At 59.3% G+C, this 20,874-nt stretch carries 15 protein-coding genes; 4 read left to right on the plus strand and 11 right to left on the minus strand.

The annotated features are described in order from the left end of the window. Positions 1–26: 26 nt before the first annotated feature. Positions 27–2,285 carry a TonB-dependent receptor gene (locus PMI21_RS04365; protein WP_007941093.1) on the minus strand — a complete coding sequence of 753 codons (2,259 nt, stop codon included), beginning with the start codon at positions 2,283–2,285 and terminating at the stop codon, positions 27–29. Between the two features lie 206 nt (positions 2,286–2,491). On the opposite strand from PMI21_RS04365, the gene PMI21_RS04360 reads away from it, so the two are divergent. Next, positions 2,492–3,172, plus strand: a complete 681-nt coding sequence (locus PMI21_RS04360) for a Fe2+-dependent dioxygenase (protein ID WP_007941095.1) — start codon at positions 2,492–2,494, stop codon at positions 3,170–3,172. Next, positions 3,169–3,924 (plus strand): tetratricopeptide repeat protein, encoded by a 756-nt coding sequence (locus PMI21_RS04355; protein ID WP_007941096.1) that lies wholly within the window; start codon positions 3,169–3,171, stop codon positions 3,922–3,924. The genes PMI21_RS04360 and PMI21_RS04355 overlap by 4 nt, the downstream gene beginning before the upstream one ends. Before the next feature lie 181 nt (positions 3,925–4,105). Here the strand turns inward: PMI21_RS04355 and PMI21_RS04350 are convergent, their stop codons facing one another. Further along, positions 4,106–5,269 carry a type III PLP-dependent enzyme gene (locus PMI21_RS04350; protein ID WP_007941098.1) on the minus strand — a complete coding sequence of 388 codons (1,164 nt, stop codon included), beginning with the start codon at positions 5,267–5,269 and terminating at the stop codon, positions 4,106–4,108. Between the two features lie 485 nt (positions 5,270–5,754). Between PMI21_RS04350 and PMI21_RS04345 the strand changes: the two genes are divergently transcribed. Both PMI21_RS04345 and PMI21_RS04340 read left to right on the plus strand, forming a co-directional pair. Then, complete coding sequence (locus tag PMI21_RS04345; RefSeq protein WP_007941102.1) at positions 5,755–7,338, plus strand: peptide chain release factor 3; 1,584 nt, start codon at positions 5,755–5,757, stop codon at positions 7,336–7,338. A gap of 284 nt (positions 7,339–7,622) precedes the next feature. Beyond that, positions 7,623–7,838, plus strand: a complete 216-nt coding sequence (locus PMI21_RS04340) for a hypothetical protein (RefSeq protein WP_007941104.1) — start codon at positions 7,623–7,625, stop codon at positions 7,836–7,838. 112 nt (positions 7,839–7,950) lie between these two features. On the opposite strand, the gene PMI21_RS04335 is transcribed toward PMI21_RS04340, so the two are convergent. The 9 genes from PMI21_RS04335 to PMI21_RS04295 all read right to left on the minus strand — a co-directional run bounded on the left by PMI21_RS04335 (position 7,951) and on the right by PMI21_RS04295 (position 20,574). Continuing rightward, entirely contained in the window at positions 7,951–8,931 is a 981-nt protein-coding gene (locus PMI21_RS04335; RefSeq protein ID WP_007941105.1) for a peptide ABC transporter ATP-binding protein, read from the minus strand. Then, positions 8,931–9,899 carry an ABC transporter ATP-binding protein gene (locus PMI21_RS04330; protein ID WP_007941106.1) on the minus strand — a complete coding sequence of 323 codons (969 nt, stop codon included), beginning with the start codon at positions 9,897–9,899 and terminating at the stop codon, positions 8,931–8,933. The genes PMI21_RS04335 and PMI21_RS04330 overlap by 1 nt, the downstream gene beginning before the upstream one ends. Positions 9,900–9,909: 10 nt before the next feature. Next, a complete protein-coding gene (locus tag PMI21_RS04325) occupies positions 9,910–10,821 on the minus strand; it encodes an ABC transporter permease subunit (protein WP_007941107.1) in 912 nt (303 codons plus the stop codon). A gap of 10 nt (positions 10,822–10,831) precedes the next feature. Further along, the gene (locus PMI21_RS04320; protein ID WP_007941108.1) at positions 10,832–11,842 is read right to left on the minus strand and encodes an ABC transporter permease subunit; all 1,011 of its coding nucleotides are present in this window, start codon (positions 11,840–11,842) and stop codon (positions 10,832–10,834) included. 73 nt (positions 11,843–11,915) lie between these two features. Continuing rightward, positions 11,916–13,511 carry an ABC transporter substrate-binding protein gene (locus PMI21_RS04315; RefSeq protein WP_007941109.1) on the minus strand — a complete coding sequence of 532 codons (1,596 nt, stop codon included), beginning with the start codon at positions 13,509–13,511 and terminating at the stop codon, positions 11,916–11,918. 77 nt (positions 13,512–13,588) lie between these two features. Further along, positions 13,589–15,004: an OprD family porin gene (locus PMI21_RS04310; protein WP_007941110.1), complete on the minus strand. Its 1,416-nt coding sequence runs from the start codon at positions 15,002–15,004 to the stop codon at positions 13,589–13,591. A gap of 172 nt (positions 15,005–15,176) precedes the next feature. After that, entirely contained in the window at positions 15,177–16,778 is a 1,602-nt protein-coding gene (locus tag PMI21_RS04305; RefSeq protein WP_007941112.1) for an ABC transporter substrate-binding protein, read from the minus strand. A gap of 301 nt (positions 16,779–17,079) precedes the next feature. After that, positions 17,080–18,705 carry an ABC transporter substrate-binding protein gene (locus PMI21_RS04300; RefSeq protein ID WP_007941113.1) on the minus strand — a complete coding sequence of 542 codons (1,626 nt, stop codon included), beginning with the start codon at positions 18,703–18,705 and terminating at the stop codon, positions 17,080–17,082. Positions 18,706–18,963: 258 nt separating this feature from the next. Next, a complete protein-coding gene (locus tag PMI21_RS04295) occupies positions 18,964–20,574 on the minus strand; it encodes an ABC transporter substrate-binding protein (RefSeq protein ID WP_007941114.1) in 1,611 nt (536 codons plus the stop codon). Between the last annotated feature and the right edge of the window lie 300 nt (positions 20,575–20,874).

The raw sequence follows: 20,874 nt of genomic DNA on the forward strand, positions 1-20,874 counted from the left end.
GCGCCTTGGCTTTCACGCTTCTGTTATCAGAAGTGGAAGTTTGCACTCAGCAGGGCAGTGCGGCCCGGCGCCACATGGGCGTAGTGCGTCTGGAATACCTGGTCGAAGTAACGCTTGTCAGCCAGGTTCTGCACGTTGAGTTGCAGGTCGACGTTCTTGGTCAGGCGGTAGCTGGCCATCGCGTCGTAACGCCAGTAGGACGGGATCTCCACCGAGTTGGCGACGTTGCCGAACTGGGAGTCGACGAAGGTCGCACCGGCACCGACGGTCAACTTGTCCGGCACCAGGTCGTAGGTCGACCAGAACGTGAAGTTGTTCCGTGGGGTGCTTGGCATGTGGTTGCCTTCATCGGCGGCGAGGGTGGTTTTGACCACTTCGCTGTCCATGTAGGTGTAGCCACCGAAGACTCGCCAGTTACGGGTCAGCTTGCCGGTGTAGGTGAGTTCCAGGCCATTGACCTGCTGTTCGCCGTCCAGCACTTGGGTGGTGCCGCCGTCCGGATCGTTGATACGCGCGTTGGTTTTCTCGGTGCGGAACAGCGCGGCGGTCAGCGACAGGTCGTCACCGAAGAAGTCCCACTTGGTGCCGATTTCGTAGTTGCGGTTCTTTTCCGGGTCCAGATTGCTGTTGTTCGCCGCCAGTTCCAGGCCACCGTTGCCGCTGGTTTCGCCGGCCGGGTTGCTGGACGTCGAGTAGGCGGCATAGATGCTGCCGTTTGGTAGCGGGTTGTAGACCACGCCGATCTGGTAGTTCACCAGGTCGCTGGTGTTCTGACGGGAGAAACTGCCCGCGGGAGCCGTGCTGCTGGCGTTGGCGAAGCCGCTGGATTCGACCTGATAGTTGTCATAACGCAGGCCCAGGTTCAGGGACCATTGCTCGTTGAACTTCAGGGTGTCGAACACGTAGGCCGCGGCGGTCTTGGTGTCGGTGTCGGTGAAGGCGTTGCTGTCGGTGATCGTGCCGTTCCAGTTATCCCCAGGCGTCGGGTTGTACAGGCTGGTGCAGTCGCCGGAGTTGAACAGGCCGCGGTTGCACCGGGTGCCGCTGGCGCTGGAGGTCAGGAGGTACGGACGGTTGTGGGTGTCCTGATAGGAAAACTCCAGACCGGTCACCAGGCTGTGCTCGATAGCGCCGGTGTTGAATTTGGCGCTCAGGTCGGTCTGGTTGATCCAGCCGCTGGACGTCGAGTTACGGCTCTTCGCGCCACGGTAGGCACTGCCGTTGGCCACGTTGCCCTTGCTGTCGTCAGGGTTGGTGACGATGTAGTCCAGGGTCGAACGGGACATGCGGAAGCTGTTCGACACGGTCAGGCTATCGTTCAGATCGTGTTCGAGCTTGATTGTGCCGCTGTCGTTGCTGGTCTGGCGATAGTCGCGACCGGTGAGGCCGTAGAAGTTGTCGCGGTTAACGTTGGCCGGCTTGTCGACGTTGTACTTGCTGCGGTTGGGGCTCAAGGTCAACGGGATGCCGTAGTCGGGCATGTCGTCGGTTTCGACGTGGTAGTAGCCGACGGTCAAGCGGGTATCGGTGCCCAGGCCGAAGGCGAAGGACGGTGCCACACCCCAGCGACTGACGTCCACGGCATCACGCCCGGCGACGTTGGCTTCGTGCTTCATCAGGTTCAGCCGGAACGCCGAGGTGTCGGTCATTTGCTGGTTCAGATCGAGGGTGGTGCGCTTGGTCTGGTCCGAGCCCCAGGTGAAGCCGCCGTTGTAGGCGTTGCCCAGCTTGGCGGTCTTGCTCACCAGGTTCAGGCTGCCACCGGTCGAACCGGCGCCGGTGAAGGCCGACCCCGGCCCCTTGCTGACTTCGATCGATTCAACGTTGAAGATCTCGCGGCTCTGGGACGCCACGTCGCGCATGCCGTCGACGAACACATCGCTTTCGGCGCTGAAGCCGCGAATGATCGGGCGATCGCCGGCCGGGTTGCCGCCCTCGCCAGCACCAAAGGTGATGCCCGGGGTGGTGCGCAGGGCGTCGACCAGGCTGGTGGCACCGGTGTCGCGAATCACTTGTTGCGGGATCACGGTGACGCTTTTCGGCGTCTCGCGCAGTGGCGCGGTGTACTTCTTGGAAACCGAGGTATCGGTCTTGTAGGAGGTGTCATCCTGCTCGCCGACAACGCTGGTCGCGTCCAGGGAAATCGCATTGCCGGGTACTTTTTCGTCGGTCTTCTCGGCCGCGAAAACCATGTGCCCCGCGGAGCCTGCAGTGATCGCCACGCCAATTGCAGACGCGAGCAAACGCGGTGAATTGACCGTTGATTGTGGTTGTTGGCGTGACATGTGAATTCCCCTCCCCAAGGATTTGAGGCCGCGGAATGTAGAGTAAATACGTATTTGTATCAATTGCGAAACTTTACTATTCGAGACAAATTTACATTCTTTACAATTTGTCTTTACGGTTTTTACGGTTTCATTCGTCTCTCGGGTTTTACATAGGCAATAAGAATCAATACCATTAGCGTCCCTTTGCCTTCAGGTGTCTTTTCATGTTGCTGCACATTCCCGGCGTGTTCGCGAAAGAAGAAGTGCAGCGCATTCGCGAGGCCCTGGCGCAGGCGGATTGGGCCGATGGGAAAATTACCGCCGGTTACCAGTCGGCGAAGGCCAAGCACAATCTGCAACTGCCTGAAGGGCATCCGCTGGCTCAGGAAATCGGTGCCGCAATGCTTGAACGGTTGTGGAAAAATCCGCAGTTCATGTCAGCGGCGTTACCGCACAAGGTCTTCCCTCCGTTACTGAACTGTTACACGGCCGGTGGCAGTTTCGACTTCCACATCGACAACGCCGTGCGTCAGCCCAAGGGCAGCATCGAGCGGGTGCGCACCGACCTGTCGGCGACGCTGTTCTTCAGTGAGCCGGAGGATTACGACGGTGGCGAACTGGAAATCCAGGACACCTTCGGCACCCAGCGTGTGAAGTTGCCGGCCGGCGATATGGTCCTGTATCCCGGCACCAGCCTGCACAAGGTCAACGCCGTTACGCGTGGCGCTCGGTATGCGTCGTTTTTCTGGACTCAAAGCCTGGTCCGCGATGACAGCCAGCGCGCCTTGCTGTTCGAGATGGACGGGGCGATTCAGCAGCTGACCCAGGACATGCCCGACCATCCTTCATTGATCCGCCTGACCGGCACTTACCACAACCTGTTGCGTCGCTGGGTCGAGGTATGAGTTATCAATTGCGCCGCGAGGAAGTCCTCGACGGTGATCGCCTCAAGGCCATGCTGGAGGAAAGTCCGGCGCGCGCAGCCCAGGCGATTCTGCTCGCCGCTCGCGAAGGTGTTGTCGATGCTCAGGCCTTGCTCGGGCAAATCCTGCTGGACGGGCAGGGCATCGAACAGGACCAACCGCTGGCCGTGCGCTGGTTCGAGATCGCCGCACGGCGTGGGCATCTGATGGCGCGCAACATGCTCGGCCGTTGCCATGAACATGGCTGGGGTTGCGTCGCCGATGCCTCGATAGCCGCGGGGCATTATCGCGTTGCCGCTGACGCCGGACTGGATTGGGCGATATACAACTACGCCAATCTGCTGGCCACTGGGCGCGGGGTGATCGAGGATCAGGCGCAAGCACTGAATCTCTATCGGCGTGCCGCTGAACTGGGCCACGCAAAATCGATGAACCTGCTGGGGCGTTATCTGGAAGAGGGGCGCGATTGCCCAGCAGATCCGCAAGCTGCGCGTGACTGGTATCGACGCTCGGCGGTCGGCGGGGATTTTCGCGGGCAGTTCAGTTATGCCGCGGTGGTGGCGGATGAGGGGAACATCGACGAAGCGGTGGCCTGGCTGCGCAAGGCACTCGATGGCGGGAATCTGAAATTCTTGCGGGTGGCGAGCAAGGCGTTGTCGATGTCGTCTGATCCAAGAATTCACGTGCTGGCCGCCGAGTATCAACAGCGTGCTCGGGAGCTGACTCCGGGATAGATCGTTCCCACGCTCTGCGTGGGAATGCAGTCCGGGACGCTCCGCGTCCCATCCAAAGCCGAACGCGGAGCGTCCGTTGAGGCATTCCCACGCAGAGCGTGGGAACGATCATCGCACGATCATCGCAGGCACAAAAAAGCCCATGACACGTCATGGGCTTTTTGATTTCTGCGTACGGCGCTTACACGTAGAACGACTTCAGCGGCGGAAAGCCATTGAACTCAACAGCGCTGTAGCTGGTGGTGTACGCACCGGTCGACAGCCAGTACAAACGATCACCGATCGCCAGGTTCAGCGGCAAACCGTACTTGTAGTTTTCGTACATGATGTCGGCGCTGTCGCAGGTTGGGCCGGCGATGACCACTTCTTCCATCTCGCCTTTCTTCTCGGTCCAGATCGGGAACTTGATGGCTTCGTCCATGGTTTCGATCAGGCCGGAGAACTTGCCCACATCCGTGTACACCCATCGCTCTACTGCGGTACGGGATTTCCGCGCCACCAGCACCACTTCGCTGACCAGAATGCCGGCGTTGGCGATCAGCGAACGGCCCGGCTCCAGGATGATTTCCGGCAGATCGTCGCCGAAATCTTCTTTCAGGAAGCGGATGATTTCTTCAGCGTAGGTTTCCAGGCTGTTGGTGCGGGTGATGTAGTTGGCCGGGAAGCCGCCACCCATGTTGATCAGCTTCAGGTGGATGCCGTCTTCTTCTTTCAGACGCTCGAAGATCACTTTGACCTTGGCGATTGCCGCGTCCCAGACGCTGATGTCGCGCTGCTGCGAACCGACGTGGAACGAGATGCCGTAAGGCACCAGGCCCAGATCGCGAGCGAGGATCAGCAGGTCCATGGCCATGTCGGTCTGGCAGCCGAATTTGCGCGACAAAGGCCAGTCGGCAGTGGTCGAGCCTTCAGTCAGGATACGTACGTAGACTTTCGAGCCCGGAGCGGCCTTGGCGATGTTGCGCAGGTCGGCTTCGGAGTCGGTGGCGTACAGGCGAACGCCTTTTTCGTAGAAGTAACGAATGTCTTTGGATTTCTTGATGGTGTTGCCGTAGCTGATCTGGTCGGCGCTGACGCCACGGCTCAGCACTTTGTCCAGCTCATAGATCGAGGCGATGTCGAAGCTCGAGCCTTTCTCTTTGAGCAGGTCGATGATTTCCACGGCCGGGTTGGCCTTGACCGCGTAGTAGACCTTGGCGAATTCGAAACCGGCACGCAGGTCGTCATAGGCCTGGGCGATCATCGCGGTGTCGATCACCACGAACGGGGTTTCTTGTTTGTCGGCGAAGGCCTTCATTTTCTGGAAGGTATCGCGCGCGAAATAGTCTTCGACCTGGATCGACATACCTGGGAGCTCCTATGGGCAAACTCGTAAAATCAATGGGTGCAAATGAACGCCCTCCGTATCCCCACTTTGGTTCGCCTACTTCCCAAGGCATGTCGCCGAAAGCAAAAAGGCCATGGGAGGCGGTGCTTCCCTTGGCCTTGCTGTCTCGTCGTCAGTACTTGAGCCGGATGGATCGTTTCCAGCATGGACGTTCGGCGCGAACTTTAGGGCGTGAGGGGCTTGAGATCAACAAAAAATGTCGCGTTTTTGCACGCTTCCGTCGTGCGGTCCTGGACAGCTACTGATGTAACCGACCTGCATGACAGTGTGATGTTCCCGATGAAGAGATATTTGAGGTGTTTCAGTAGGGATGTGTGGTGGCCCATTCGCGGGCAAGCCTCGCTCCTGCAGGTTGTGTGGCAGGCCTGTACCCGGCTGGTCCGTAGATCACTTTTTAAGCTATACTCGCCGCCCTTTTTTGAATCACCGCCAGGCGATTTCCCATGACCAAACAGGCCGCCGAAGTCGCGAAACGCCGCACTTTCGCCATTATTTCCCACCCCGATGCCGGTAAGACCACCATCACCGAGAAGCTCTTGCTGATGGGCAAGGCGATTGCGGTTGCCGGCACGGTGAAGTCTCGCAAGTCCGACCGCCATGCCACCTCCGACTGGATGGAAATGGAAAAACAACGGGGTATTTCCATTACCACGTCGGTCATGCAGTTCCCGTATCGCGACCACATGGTCAACCTGCTCGACACCCCGGGCCACGAAGACTTCTCCGAAGACACCTACCGCACCCTGACTGCGGTGGACTCGGCCTTGATGGTTCTCGACGGCGGTAAGGGTGTAGAACCACGGACCATCGCCCTGATGGACGTCTGCCGTCTGCGTGACACGCCGATCGTCAGCTTCATCAACAAACTCGACCGTGACATTCGCGACCCGATCGAACTGCTCGATGAAATCGAAGCGGTCCTGAAGATCAAGGCCGCGCCGATCACCTGGCCGATCGGTTGCTACCGCGACTTCAAGGGTGTTTATCACCTCGCCGATGACTACATCATCGTCTACACCGCCGGCCACGGTCACGAGCGCACCGAAACCAAAATCATCGAGAAGCTCGATTCCGATGAAGCGCGCGCGCACTTGGGTGACGAGTACGAGCGTTTTATCGAGCAGCTGGAACTGGTGCAGGGCGCCTGCCACGAGTTCAACCAGCAGGAATTCCTCGACGGCCAACTGACCCCGGTGTTCTTCGGTACCGCGCTGGGCAACTTCGGTGTCGATCACGTGCTCGACGCTGTGGTCGATTGGGCGCCAAAACCACTGGCCCGTGTCGCCAACGAGCGCACCGTCGAGCCAGTGGAAGAGAAGTTCAGCGGTTTCGTGTTCAAGATCCAGGCGAACATGGACCCGAAACACCGCGACCGCATTGCCTTCATGCGCATTTGCTCCGGCAAGTACGAAAAAGGCATGAAAATGCGCCATGTGCGCACCGGCAAGGATGTGCGGATCGGCGACGCGCTGACGTTCTTCTCCTCCGAGCGTGAACAACTGGAAGAAGCGTTCGCCGGCGACATCATCGGCCTGCACAACCACGGCACCATCCAGATCGGCGACACCTTCACCGAAGGTGAAGCCCTGGGCTTCACCGGCATCCCGCACTTCGCCCCGGAACTGTTCCGCCGCGTACGCCTGCGCGATCCGCTGAAATCCAAGCAACTGCGCCAAGGCCTGCAACAGCTGGCCGAAGAGGGCGCCACCCAGGTGTTCTTCCCCGAGCGCAGCAACGACATCATTCTCGGCGCCGTCGGTGTGCTGCAGTTCGATGTGGTCGCCAGCCGTTTGAAAGAGGAATACAAGGTCGAGTGCTCCTACGAGCCGATCACGGTGTATTCCGCGCGCTGGATCGAGTCCGGCGACAAGAAGAAGCTTGAGGAATTCACCAACAAGGCCGTGGAAAACCTCGCCCTCGACGGCGGCGGTCACCTGACCTACCTGGCTCCGACCCGGGTCAACCTGGCACTGATGGAAGAGCGCTGGCCGGACGTGAAATTCCGTGCGACGCGTGAGCATCACTAAGCGCTGAGTTGCAAACCCAAAAGCCCCGATGCGCGAGCCTCGGGGCTTTTTATTGGCCGGGCGGCATGCCGCACCACGACCCCTGTATGAGCTGCCGAAGGTCCTTCCGTGCGCAGCGAACCCGCATCACTTAGTTGATCTGGTTATAGTCATTATTCGAAACCAATCTCCCTTCTCACGGCATTTCCCGACCTTCGTTAGCGTCCTATCTGGAGAATCGCGCTAAATTTCTCTCTGCGCCATTCCGGCACCCATGCTTCACCCAAGAAAGGATGGAATCGGCTATGAGCATTATTCAACGCATTGTGTTGCTGCTGAAGGTTTTGGTGATGCTATCCCTCGGCACGTCGGCGGCGTGGGCGGAGTGCACGAACCATGATGAGCAGGCCTGGAGCGGGCAAGGCGTGCACAGCGAGCTGATGCTCGCCGCATCGGAATCGGGCAGCTCGGACGATGAAGACTCGACCGACGACCCAGACAGCAACGAAGACGACACTTGAGCCTGAATGACAGGCAAAAGAAAACCCCGTCTGCCTGACTGATGCGCAATCGAGGCAGAAGGGGTTTGGTCAACTCAGCAAAAGCGCGCCCCGGCATCCGGGGCGCTTTTTTTCAGGCCGCGCCGTCGAGGAATTGCTCGGCGTAGTGGCAAGCCACCTGGCGGGTGTCGAGCAGGCGCAGGAGCGGCTCTTCGATGGCACAGCGCTCGGTCGCGTATGGGCAGCGCTTGTGGAAGGCGCAGCCGGACGGCGGGTTCAGCGGGTTTGGCAGTTCGCCGACGATCTTGATTTTCGGCTTGTCCGGATCCGGGTGGATGGTCGGAGTGGCCGACAGCAGCGCCTGGGTGTACGGGTGCAGGGGACGAGTGTAGATGTCCTCTTTCGGGCCCATTTCCACCGGACGGCCGAGGTACATCACCATCACGTGATCGGCAACGTGGCGAACCACCGCCAGGTTGTGGGAGATGAACACGTAGGCGGTGTTGAACTCTTGCTGCAAATCCATGAACAGGTTGAGTACCTGCGCCTGAATCGACACGTCCAGCGCCGAGGTCGGTTCGTCCGCCACCAGCACTTTCGGCTGCAACATCATCGCGCGGGCCAGGGCGATGCGCTGGCGCTGACCGCCGGAGAACATGTGCGGATAGCGCTGGTAGTGCTCGGGACGCAAGCCCACCTGCTTCATCATCGACTGGACTTTCTCGCGACGTTCGGCGGCACTCAGGTTGGTGTTGATCAGCAGCGGCTCAGCCAGTTGATCACCGACTTTCTGCCGTGGGTTCAGCGATGCGTAAGGGCTCTGGAACACCATCTGCACATCTTTACGCAGTTGCTTGCGCTGAGCCTTGTCGGCACCGGCGACTTCCTGCCCGGCGATTTTCAACGAGCCGGAGGAAGGCTCTTCGATCAACGTCAGGGCACGGGCCAGGGTGGATTTGCCGCAACCCGATTCGCCCACTACGGCGAGGGTCTTGCCGGCTTCCAGTTCGAACGACACACCGTTGAGGGCGCGCACGGTCGCATGACCCTTGAACAGGCCGCGGGACACTTCGTAGTGACGGGTCAGGTTGCGGGCGGTAAGTACGACGGCCATTACGCCACCTCCTGGTTCAACGGGTAGAAGCAGCGGGCGAGGCTGTTGCTTTTCTGGTCAAGGGCTGGACGCTGGGTGCGGCAATTGTCTTGCACGTACGGGCAGCGCGGCGACAGCAGGCAACCTTGCGGACGGTCGTAACGACCGGGAACGATGCCCGGTAGTGTCGACAGGCGCGCAGCACCCAGGCTGTGTTCTGGAATAGCCTTGAGCAGCGCTTCGCTGTACGGGTGCGCCGGAATGTCGAACAGTTGTGGCACCTGACCGACTTCAACCGCTTGGCCGGCGTACATCACGCACACGCGCTGGGCGGTTTCGGCCACGACCGCGAGGTCGTGGGTAATCAGCACCAGGCCCATGTTCTGCTCTTTCTGCAGGGCCAGCAGCAGGTCCATGATCTGCGCCTGGATCGTTACGTCGAGTGCCGTGGTCGGTTCGTCGGCGATCAGCAGTTTCGGTTCGCCGGCAATTGCCATGGCGATTGCAACACGCTGGCTCATGCCGCCGGAGAGTTGATGCGGGTAGGCATCCATACGGCTGGCGGCGCCGGGGATTTCCACTTTTTCCAGCAGTTCGATGGCGCGCTTGCGAGCGTCCTTCCTGGACATTTTCAGATGCAGGCGCAGCACTTCTTCGATCTGGAAGCCCACGGTGTAGCTCGGGTTCAGCGCGGTCATCGGGTCCTGGAAGACCATCGCCAGGTCTTTGCCGACGATTTGCCGACGCTGACGGTTGCTGAGCGCGAGCATGTTCTTGCCGTCGAAATTCAGGGCGTCGGCGGTGACGATCCCCGGATGCTCGATCAGGCCCATCAGCGCCATCATGGTCACGGACTTGCCGGAACCCGATTCGCCGACGATGGCCAGTACTTCGCCCTTTTCCACGGAAATGTCGAGACCATCGACCACCGGTACGGCGTTAGCGTCGCCGAAGCGAACGTTGAGATTCTTGATTTCTAACAGTGACATTTGAATCTCCTCAGGCGGCGTTCTTGAGTTTCGGGTCCAGCGCATCGCGCAGGCCGTCGCCCATCAAGTTGATTGCCAGCACGCTGAGCAAAATGGTCAAACCAGGCAAGCTCACCACCCACCAGGCGCGTTCGATGTAGTCGCGAGCCGAAGCCAGCATGGTGCCCCACTCAGGGGTTGGCGGTTGTACGCCAAGGCCGAGGAAGCCCAGTGCCGCGGCATCGAGAATCGCCGACGAGAAGCTCAGGGTGGCCTGAACGATCAGCGGCGCCATGCAGTTGGGCAGCACGGTGATGAACATCAGACGTGGCAGACCGGCACCGGCCAGGCGCGCGGCGGTCACGTAGTCGCGGTTCAGCTCGCCCATCACCGCGGCGCGGGTCAGACGAACATAGGACGGCAGGGACACCACGGCGATCGCGATCACGGTGTTGATCAGGCCAGGGCCGAGGATGGCGACGATCGCCACGGCCAGCAGCAGGGACGGCAGGGCCAGCATGACGTCCATCAGGCGCATGATGGTCGGGCCGAGCACGCGCGGGAAGAACCCGGCGAACAGTCCCAGCAGGATGCCCGGAATCAGCGACATCACCACCGACGACAGGCCGATCATCAGCGACAGGCGTGAGCCGTGGATCAGACGCGACAGCAAGTCACGACCGAGTTCATCGGTACCCAGCAGGAACTGGATTTGCCCGTTTGCCAGCCAGGACGGCGGGGTCAGCAGGAAGTCACGGTACTGTTCGCTCGGGTTATGTGGCGCGACCCATGGGGCGAAGATTGCGCAGAAAATTACCAGCAGCATGAACATCAGGCCGGCGACGGCCCCTTTGTTCCTGGAGAACGCATGCCAGAATTCTTTGTAGGGCGACGGATACAGCAGGCTTTGATCGACTGCTACCGGTGTAGTGAGAGTGGTCATGGTCTTGATCTCAGCGCTGATGACGGATGCGTGGGTTGGCAAAGCCGTAGAGGATGTCCACTACGAAGTTGACCAGAATCACCAGGCAGGCGATTAACAGGATGCCGTTCTGCACCACGGGATAGTCCCGTGCGCCAATGGCTTCGATCAGCCATTTGCCGATGCCGGGCCAGGAGAAGATGGTTTCGGTCAGGACCGCGCCGGCCAGCAGCGTGCCGACTTGCAGGCCGACCACCGTCAGTACCGGAATCAGCGCATTGCGCAGGCCGTGCACGAACACCACGCGCGCCGGCGACAGGCCTTTGGCGCGAGCGGTACGGATGTAGTCTTCACGCAGCACTTCGAGCATCGACGAACGGGTCATCCGCGCGATCACCGCCAGCGGGATGGTGCCGAGCACGATGGCTGGCAGGATCAGGTGATGCAGGGCATCGAAGAACGCTCCGACGTCATCGGCCAGCAACGTATCGATGAGCATGAAGCCGGTGCGTGGCTCGATGTCGTAGAGCAGGTCGATCCGCCCGGACACCGGGGTCCAGCCCAGGCTCACCGAGAAGAACATGATCAGGATCAGGCCCCACCAGAAGATCGGCATCGAGTATCCCGCCAGGGAGACACCCATTACCCCATGGTCGAACAGGGACCCTCGCTTGAGTGCCGCAATCACCCCGGCCAGAAGGCCCAGGATGCCGGCGAACAACATGGCGGCCGTGGCCAGTTCCAGGGTCGCGGGGAATAGAGAGCTGAACTCGGTCCAGACGCTTTCACGGGTACGCAGGGATTCGCCGAGATCGCCGTGGGCCAGTTTGCCAATGTAATCCAGGTATTGGGCATACAGCGGTTTGTTCAGACCTAGGCGTTCCATTGCCTGAGCATGCATTTCGGGGTCGACCCGACGTTCGCCCATCATCACTTCCACGGGGTCGCCAGGAATCATGCGGATCAACGCGAAAGTCAGCAAGGTGATGCCGAAGAACGTGGGGATCAGTAACCCCAATCGGCGGGCAATAAAACTAAACATCTTGTGTGGTACCTCATCAGCCGGTTAGGCGTGCCCGGCAGCGCTGGGGTCAGCGATGCCGGGCGTTTCTTATCTACTTCACCTGGGTGGTGGCAAAGTTGTTAGTGGTGAGGGGGCTAATGTGATAGCCCTCTACATTGGTGCGCATTGCAGTGAACATGCGGGTGTGCGCCATGCTGATCCATGGCTGGTCCTGATTGAAAATGTCCTGGGCCTGTTCGTAGAGCGCCGTTCGTTCGGCCGGGTTCACTTTGGCCCGTGCTTCGTCGATCAGCGTCTGGAACTTTTCATTGCACCAGCGAGCGTAGTTTTCGCCGTTCTTGGCCGCCTCACAACTGAGCATAGGCGTCAGGAAGTTATCCGGGTCGCCGTTGTCGCCCGCCCAGCCGGCGGACACCATGTCGTGTTCGCCGTTTTTCGCGCGCTTGAGCATTTCGCCCCATTCCATGACACGAATATCGACCTTGATTCCGACCTTGGCCAGATCTGCCTGCATCATTTGTGCGCCGAGCATCGGATTAGGGTTGGTCGGGCCACCGCCGTTACGGGTGAACAGGGTGAACACGGTGCCATCCGGCACACCGGCTTCCTTGAGCAGGGCGCGAGCCTTGTCGAGGTCGCGAGGCGGGTTGGTCAGTTTATGGTTGTAGCCCAGCAGGGTGTCCGGGTACGGGTTGACCGCCACCGTCGCATTGCCTTTGCCGAACAGCGCGTTGACATATGCCTCTTTGTCGAACGCGATGTCGATGGCTTTGCGCACTCGCACGTCGCTTATGTACGGGCGTGCGGTGTTCATGGCGACGTAGGAGACGGTCATCGCGTTCAGTTCGTCGACCTTCAGGTTGGTGTCTTTCTTGATGCTCGGGATGTCATCCGGTTTCGGGTACAGCGCGATCTGGCACTCGTTGGCCTTGAGCTTTTGCAGGCGCACGTTGTTGTCAGTGGCAATCGCCAGGACCAGCGCATCAGCCGGTGGCTTGCCAAGGAAGTAGTCCGGGTTGGCCTTGAAACGCACCTGAGCGTCTTTCGCATAGCGCTGGAAGATGAACGGGCCGGTGCCGACCGGCTTGTTGTTCAGGTCGCCAGTCTTGTCGGCCTTGAGCAACTGGTCGGCGTACTCGGCGGAGTAGATCGAGGAGAAGGCCATGGCGATGTCGGCCAGGAACGGCGCTTCACGGCGGGTCAGGGTGAATTTGACCGTATTGTCGTCGACCTTCTCGACGTTTTTGAGCAGTTCCTTGAAGCCCATGCTTTCAAAGTACGGGAAGCCCACGCTCGATTTCTTGTGCCACGGATGGTTCGGGTCCAGCTGACGCTGGAAGCTCCAGACCACGTCGTCGGCATTCATGTCGCGGGTCGGCTTGAAGTAATCGGTGGTGTGAAACTTGACGCCTTTGCGCAGGTGGAACGTGTAGGTCAGGCCGTCGTCGCTGATGTCCCAGGAGTCGGCCAGCGAAGGAATCACTTCGGTGGTGCCAGGCTTGAAGGCCACCAGACGATTGAAGATGGTTTCGGACACTGCATCGCCTGTGACTGCAGTCGTGTACTGGACCATATCGAAGCCTTCCGGGCTGGCTTCGGTACAGACCACCAAGGGTTTGGCCGAGACGCCAACAGCGACACTCAGCAACGCGGCAGCGATGGCCGCTCGTAGGGGAAGCATTTTCATCAAGAACCCTCTGCAATCGGTTGAACAGGAAAAAACCGAACGGCCGACTCGTCATGAGTCAGCCGCCGGCGTGCGTTTTACAAAATCTTGAACGGGATGGTGGTCACGAGACGGAACTCGTTGATGCTGCCATCCGCCTGGTTTTCGCTGGCACGGTGTGCGGTGTAGGTCGCGCGAACAGTGGTGGCCTTGAGCGGGCCGCTCTGTACCGCGTACGAAGCGCCGATGCCGTATTCGTAGTGATGCTCGCCGTCCATCGCTTTCACGTCGGAATAGCCGGTGCTGTTGTAGTGAGTACCGTCGATACCCCAGCCGCGAGCCTGGTAGATGTTGAACTTCAGGCCTGGCACGCCGTATTCGGCCATGTTCAGGCCGTAGGCGATCTGGAAGGATTTCTCGTTCGGGCCGTTGAAGTCCGACAGCAGGGAGTTGGCCAGGTAAATGCCGTTGGTTTCGTGCAGGTAGTCGAAGTACTCGTTACCGTTCACTTCCTGGTACGAGAAGGTCAGGCTGTGGGCCTGGTGGGTCAGGCCGAACGACAGGGAGTAGGTGTCGTTGTCGATCTCACCGAGCTTGGCTTTACCTTGGTCCACGGTTTTGTAGTAGTTCAGGCCGGTGGTCAGGCTCAGGACCTGGCTGTCACCCAATACGTGGGTGGCGCCGAAGTAGTATTGATTCCACAGGTCTTCGGCCTGGGTGCCCCAGAGGCTGGTGGTCAGACTGGCGAACGGCTGGTAAGTGATACCGGCAGTGTTGACGTGATCGGCTTCGGCATGAGTGTCGCCGTATTCGGAACGGAACTTGCGCTGGCTTTCTTCGGTACGCGGAGAGTTGCGGTCGAAAGTGCCGAGGTCAAAGGTCAGGTTTTCCAGTTCTTCACTGTGCAGGCTTACACCTTCGAAGCTCGAAGGCAGGGCACGGTTACCGATGACATCGACCATCGGGCTGCTGAAGTTCTGGCGACCGGCGGTCAGCGTGGTGTTGGAGATACGGGCCTTGACGTTGGCCAGCCCCAGTTTGCTCCACTGACCTTGTGCGTCGCCGCCTTCCTTGGTCAGCGTACGGTTGTTGCCCGCGCCAGGGCGGGTGGTCGGAGCGCCGCCGTTGTTGGACGCCAGGTCCTTGCGATCACGATCCAGAGCGATGGCGTTGTAGGCCGCCACTTCAGTGCTGAAACCCACGGTGCCTTCAGTGAAACCGGAGTTGTACTTGACGATAGTGCCCTGAACCCAGTTGATACGACGATCAGTCGGGGTCGATACACCGTCCTTCTTGTAAGCGAACTTGCCGCCGCGCTTCAGTTGCTCGTTGGCGTACCAGTTACGCGTGCTCCCAGTGATCGATTGGCCTTCGACAAAGCCAGTGGCTTCGCTTTGGGCGCTTTTCTCTTTCACGGTAACGGGGGTGAACGCCTGGCTCTGGGATTCAGCGTAAGCCGTGGCGGTCACGCTGCTGATGGCCAAGGCCAATAACGCGGTGCTGCTCAGTTTCATGGGTGAAGCTCCTTTACTTTCTTTTTTTAATGCCGGTCTTATGTGGTGATCCGGCTATTTGGTTTAGAACTCATTCAGGCTTCGCAAACGTTTGCTGTAGGCCGGATTGACGAATTACGGCAATACGTTTGCGTGAGGGCGGAATCCGCCCCCAGCGTTTCTGGCTAATCGGTTATTGGTCGATACTGACGCCCGAGAACACGTTGCGACCGAAGGGGCTGACCTTGAACCCTTCGACTTTGGCGCTCAACGGCTGGTTGACCGTTGAATGGGCGACCGGCGTGATCGGCACCTGCTGCTTGAGGTACTGCTGCGCCTGTTTGTAAAGCACGGTGCGCTGGTCGCGATCGGTGACGACCTTGGCCTGCTTGATCAGCTTGTCGTAGGCCGGATCGCACCACATGGAGTAGTTGTTGCCGCCAATGGCATCGCAGCTGTACAGCGTGCCGAGCCAGTTGTCCGGGTCACCGTTGTCACCGGTCCAGCCAATCAGGCTGATGTCGTGTTCGCCGTTCTTGGTGCGCTTGATGTACTCGCCCCATTCGTAGCTGACGATCTTGACCTTGAGGCCGATCTTCGCCCAGTCCGCCTGGAGCATTTCGGCCATCAGCTTGGCGTTGGGGTTGTACGGACGCTGGACCGGCATGGCCCAGAGGGTGATTTCGGTGCCTTCCTTCACGCCGGCAGCCTTGAGCAGTTCCTTGGCTTTTTCCGGGTTGTAGGCGGCGTCTTTGATAGTGTCGTCGTAGGACCACTGGGTCGGTGGCATGGCGTTGACCGCCAGTTGACCGGCGCCTTGATAGACGGCGTTGAGAATGCCTTGCTTGTTCACCGCCATGTCCAGCGCCTGGCGCACTTCGAGCTGGTCGAAAGGCTTGTGCCGGACGTTATAGGCGATGTAGCCGAGGTTGAAGCCGGGTTTCTCGATCAGTTGCAGTTTCGGATCATTCTTCAGTGCGGTCACGTCGGCGGGGCGCGGGTGCAGGGTGATCTGGCATTCATTGGCCTTGAGCTTCTGCACGCGCACCGAGGCGTCGGTGTTGATGGCGAAAATCAGGTTGTCGAGCTTGACCCGGCTCGGGTCCCAGTACTGCTTGTTGCCGCTGTAACGGATGTTGGAGTCTTTCTGGTAGCTCTTGAACACGAACGGCCCGGTGCCGATCGGCTTCTGGTTGATCTCGCTCGGCTTGCCGGCCGCGAGCAACTGGTCGGCGTATTCGGCGGACAGGATGGCGGCGAAGCTCATGGCGATGTTCTGGATGAACGCGGCGTCGACATTGTTAAGCGTCATCACCACGGTCAGCGGCCCGGTCTTCTCGACCTTGGCGATGTTCTTGTTCAGGCTCATCCCGTTGAAATACGGGAACTCGGTCGGATAAGCCTTACGGAAAGGGTGCTGCGGATCGAGCATGCGATTGAAGGTGAACAGCACGTCGTCGGCGTTGAAGTCGCGGGTCGGCGTGAAGTATTTGGTCGTGTGAAATTTCACCCCCTCGCGCAGGTGAAACGTGTACTTGAGGCCGTCCTCGGAAATATCCCAGCGGGTTGCCAGGCCTGGTACGACATTAGTGGCGCCTTTTTCGAACTCTGCCAAACGGTTGTACAGCGGCTCGGCGGCGTCGTTGTCGGTCGCAGTGGTGTACTGCGCCGTATCGAAACCGGCGGGGCTGCCTTCGGAGCAGAACACCAGGCTGTTGTTGGCGGCCTGGCTGATGGAAGTGGCGGCCAACAGGCCGGTGCCCAGCAATGCGGATAAAACCAAGGAATGGCGCATGACGCTCCCTCTTTTTGTAGTGTTATTCAATGCGCCGCGATCCCGTCCGGGGACGTTGTGGCTGCATTGAGCTCAAACCAATACGGGCAGCAAACCGATTGCCCACACAATCACTGGTCAGAACCCGACGGTAGGTGCCGTGGGTCTGGCAGTAAATGCGCTGAGTCCTAAAGACTCGTAGGAAAAGGCAACGCGTCCTAACCCCTGGCTGCATCAGACAGCGGATTTGGATGTAGGCAGATTCCTAGCTTCTCGGCAGAAAAAAGCAGCGGCGACGCTGAAACGTCGCCGCTGCCTTTTCTTATTTGCTGACGCTGACGCCGTAGAAGGAGTTCAAGCCAAATGGGCTGATCTTGAAGTCCTGCACGTTGGCGCGCATGGGTTGGAACACCGTCGAGTGAGCGATAGGTGTCATTGGAACAGCATCTTTGAGGACGTGTTGCGCCTGTTTGTACAGTTCGGTGCGCTTGGCCTGATCGGTGGTGCGTTTGGCTTCCTTGACGAGGCCGTCGAATTTCTTGTCGCACCATTTGGAGAAGTTGTTGCCACTCAGGGAGTCGCAACCAAACAACACGTTGAGCCAGTTGTCCGGATCACCATTGTCACCGCTCCAGCCAATGATCATGGCCTGGTTCTCGCCACCTTTGGAACGCTTGATGTACTCGCCCCACTCGTAGCTGGTGATCTTGACGTTCAGGCCGATCTTCTTCCAGTCGGACTGGAGCATTTCAGCCATCAGCTTGGCGTTCGGGTTGTACGGACGCTGTACCGGCATCGCCCACAGAACGATTTCGGTGCCTTCCTTGACGCCGGCTTCCTTGAGCAGCTGCTTGGCTTTCTCAGGATCGTACTTGGCATCCTTGATAGTGGTGTCGTAGGACCATTGGGTCGGCGGCATGGCGTTGACGGCCAGTTGGCCTGCGCCCTGATAAACCGAGTCGATGATCTGCGGCTTGTTGACTGCCATGTCCAGCGCCTGACGAACTCGCAGGTCGGCCAGCGGGTTCGGCTCGTTGCTGCCCTTGACCTTGTCCATCACGTTGTAGGCGATGTAACCCAGGTTGAAACCGGCCTGGTCAGGCAGCTTCAGATCCTTGTCTTCTTTCAGCGCTTTCAGGTCGGCTGGACGCGGGAACAGAGTGATCTGGCACTCGTTCTTCTTCAGCTTCTGGATACGTACCGACGGGTCGGTGGTGATGGCAAAGATCAGGTTGTCGATCTTCACATCATCAGGCTTCCAGTAGTCCTTGTTCCCGGTGTAGCGGATGTTGGAGTCTTTCTGGTAGCTCTTGAACACGAACGGGCCAGTGCCGACCGGTTTCTGGTTGATGTCGGCAGCCTTACCTTCCTTGAGCAGCTGGGCAGCGTACTCGGCGGACTGGATCGAGGCGAAGCTCATGGCCATGTTCTGGATGAACGCGGCGTCTACATCTTTGAGGGTGAACTTGACGGTGTGGTCGTCGACTTTATCGATCTTGGTGATGTTGGTGTCCATCCCCATGTCGGTGAAGTACGGGAATTCGGTCGGGTAGGCCTTACGGAACGGGTCATCCTTGTTAATCATGCGATTGAAGGTGAACAGCACGTCGTCGGCGTTGAACTCACGCGTCGGCTTGAAATACGGGGTGGTGTGGAACTTGACGCCTTCACGCAGGTGGAAAGTGTAAGTCAGGCCGTCACTGGAGATGTCCCACTTGGTCGCCAGGCCAGGAATCACGGCGGTGCCGCCGCGCTCGAACTGGGTCAGGCGGTTGAACATGGTTTCTGCAGAGGCGTCGAAGTCGGTTCCGGTGGTGTACTGACCTGGGTCGAAACCGGCCGGGCTTCCTTCGGAGCAGAACACCAGGTTCGTCGCCGCTTGGGCGAAAGGTGCACTGGCTAACAGGCTTGCGCCGACTAAAAACGGAATGACCGCGTGTTTAAGCATGGTGGCCTCATGATTTGTTGTCATTTTTGGAATTAGAGGACGACCTCGTGAGTCGACCTGCGGATACTTATGCAGGGGCCATACCCAATGCAAGATCCTGAGTGGTCACAAGTCCTAAAGAGTGGCACGAACGTACCTTAATGTCGCATATGTATAAATAGTGACGTATTTGACCGTTTGCACAGGTTTTTTACGGTGCAAAACGCGCACCGATAAGGGGCAACCGGGGCGTCCGACGCACCCGGTTGGAGCCTGGTGTTACTTATTTATACCCACACCATAGAACGGTGTGAGGCCAAACGGGCTGATTTTGAAGTCGGTGACTTCCTTGCGCAGTGGCTGGAACACCGTCGAGTTGGCAATCGGTGTGATAGGTACTTGTTGCTTAAGGATTTGCTGTGCCTGTTGGTACAGTTTGACCCGCTGCTGTTTGTCCGTGGACACCTTGGCTTGCTGCACCAGTTTGTCGTAGGCCGGGTCACACCATTTGGCGTAGTTGCTACCTTTCACCGCAGCGCAGCTGTAGAGCACGCCGAGCCAGTTGTCCGGGTCACCGTTGTCGCCGGTCCAGCCGTAGATCATCGCGTCATGTTCGCCGTTCTTGGCGCGCTTGATGTACTCGCCCCATTCATAGCTGACAATGTTGGCCTTGATCCCGACTTTCTCCCAATCCTGCTGGATCATCTGTGCCGACATCCGCGCATTGGGGTTGGAGGCGCGCTGCACGGTCATGGCCCACAAATCGATGGTGGTGCCAGGTGCAACCCCTGCTTCTTTCAGTAGCGCGCGGGCCTTGGTCGGGTCGTGCGGGGCGTCCTTGATGCTCGGGTCATACGACCATTGCGCCGGTGGCAAAGCGTTCTGCGCCAGTTGCCCGGCACTCTGGTAGACAGCCTTGATGATCGCCGGCTTGTCGATGGCCATGTCCAGCGCCTGACGCACCTTGAGCTGGTCCAGCGGCGGGTGGGTCACGTTGTAGGCGAGGAAGCCGAGGTTGAAACCGGCTTGCTTGAGCACCCTTAGATTCGGGTCTTGCTCCATCACTTCGATGTCTGCCGGGCGTGGGTAGCCGCTGACCTGGCACTCGCCGGCCTTGAGTTTCTGCAAGCGCACGGCGGCGTCCGGGGTGATCGAGAAAATCAGGTTGTCGAGTTTCACGTCCTCGGGTTTCCAGTAGGCCTTGTTGGCGGCGTAGCGGATCTGCGAGTCCTTTTGGTAGCGCTTGAACACGAACGGGCCGGTGCCGACCGGTTTCTGGTTGAGGTCGGCGGCTTTGCCTTCTTTCAAAAGTTGGGCGGCGTATTCGGCGGACTGCACCGAGGCGAAGCTCATGGCGAGGTTTTGCACGAACGCGGCGTCGACGTTGTTCAGGCTGAAGCGCACGGTGTGGTCGTCGATCTTGTCGATGCTTTTGATCGTGGTGTTCAGGTCCATGTCGGTGAAGTACGGCGACTCGGCGGGGTAGGCCTTGCGGAAGGCGTTTTCCGGGTCGAGCAGGCGCTGGAAGGTGAACAGCACGTCGTCGGCGTTGAAGTCGCGGGTGGGGGTGAAGTAGTCGGTGGTGTGGAATTTCACGCCGTCGCGCAGGTGGAAGGTGTAGGTGAGGCCGTCCTCGGACACGTCCCATTTTGTTGCCAGGCCGGGTTCGATTTCGGTGCCGCCGCGTTTGAATTGGGTGAGGCGGTTGAAGACGGTTTCGGCGGAGGCGTCGAAGTCGGTGCCGCTGGTGTATTGGCTGGGGTCGAATCCGGCGGGGCTGGCTTCGGAGCAGTAGACCAGGGTGGTGGCGGCTTGTGCGGTTTGTGCGAGTGATGCGGTTGTGGCGAGGGCGAGTGCGAGCAGGAGTGGTTTGACGGTGGTTCTTTCCATGGAGTCCCCGGGATTTGCGCGGTGGTGTTTTTTGGAGGGTAGCGTTGTTGGCGGGGCGGGCGGAAATATCGTTTTTTGAGGGGGACCCCTTTGTTGTGGCATACCCCCGGATTATTCGGGATCTTGGCGGCCTTCGGGCCGACCATGTTCTTGTTGACTGAGTACATATCCGTTGCTGCGGTAACGGCAGCTGGCGGTTTCGCCCTTACGGCGACTCCCTTTTTTACAAACGCCTAAAAAAGGAAGCAAAAAACGCTCGCCCAAGCGTCCGGCCCCTCGCTAAGGCTCGGCGTTCCTTCG

The organism is Pseudomonas sp. GM18, from assembly GCF_000282195.1.
Classification (GTDB): Bacteria; Pseudomonadota; Gammaproteobacteria; order Pseudomonadales; family Pseudomonadaceae; genus Aquipseudomonas.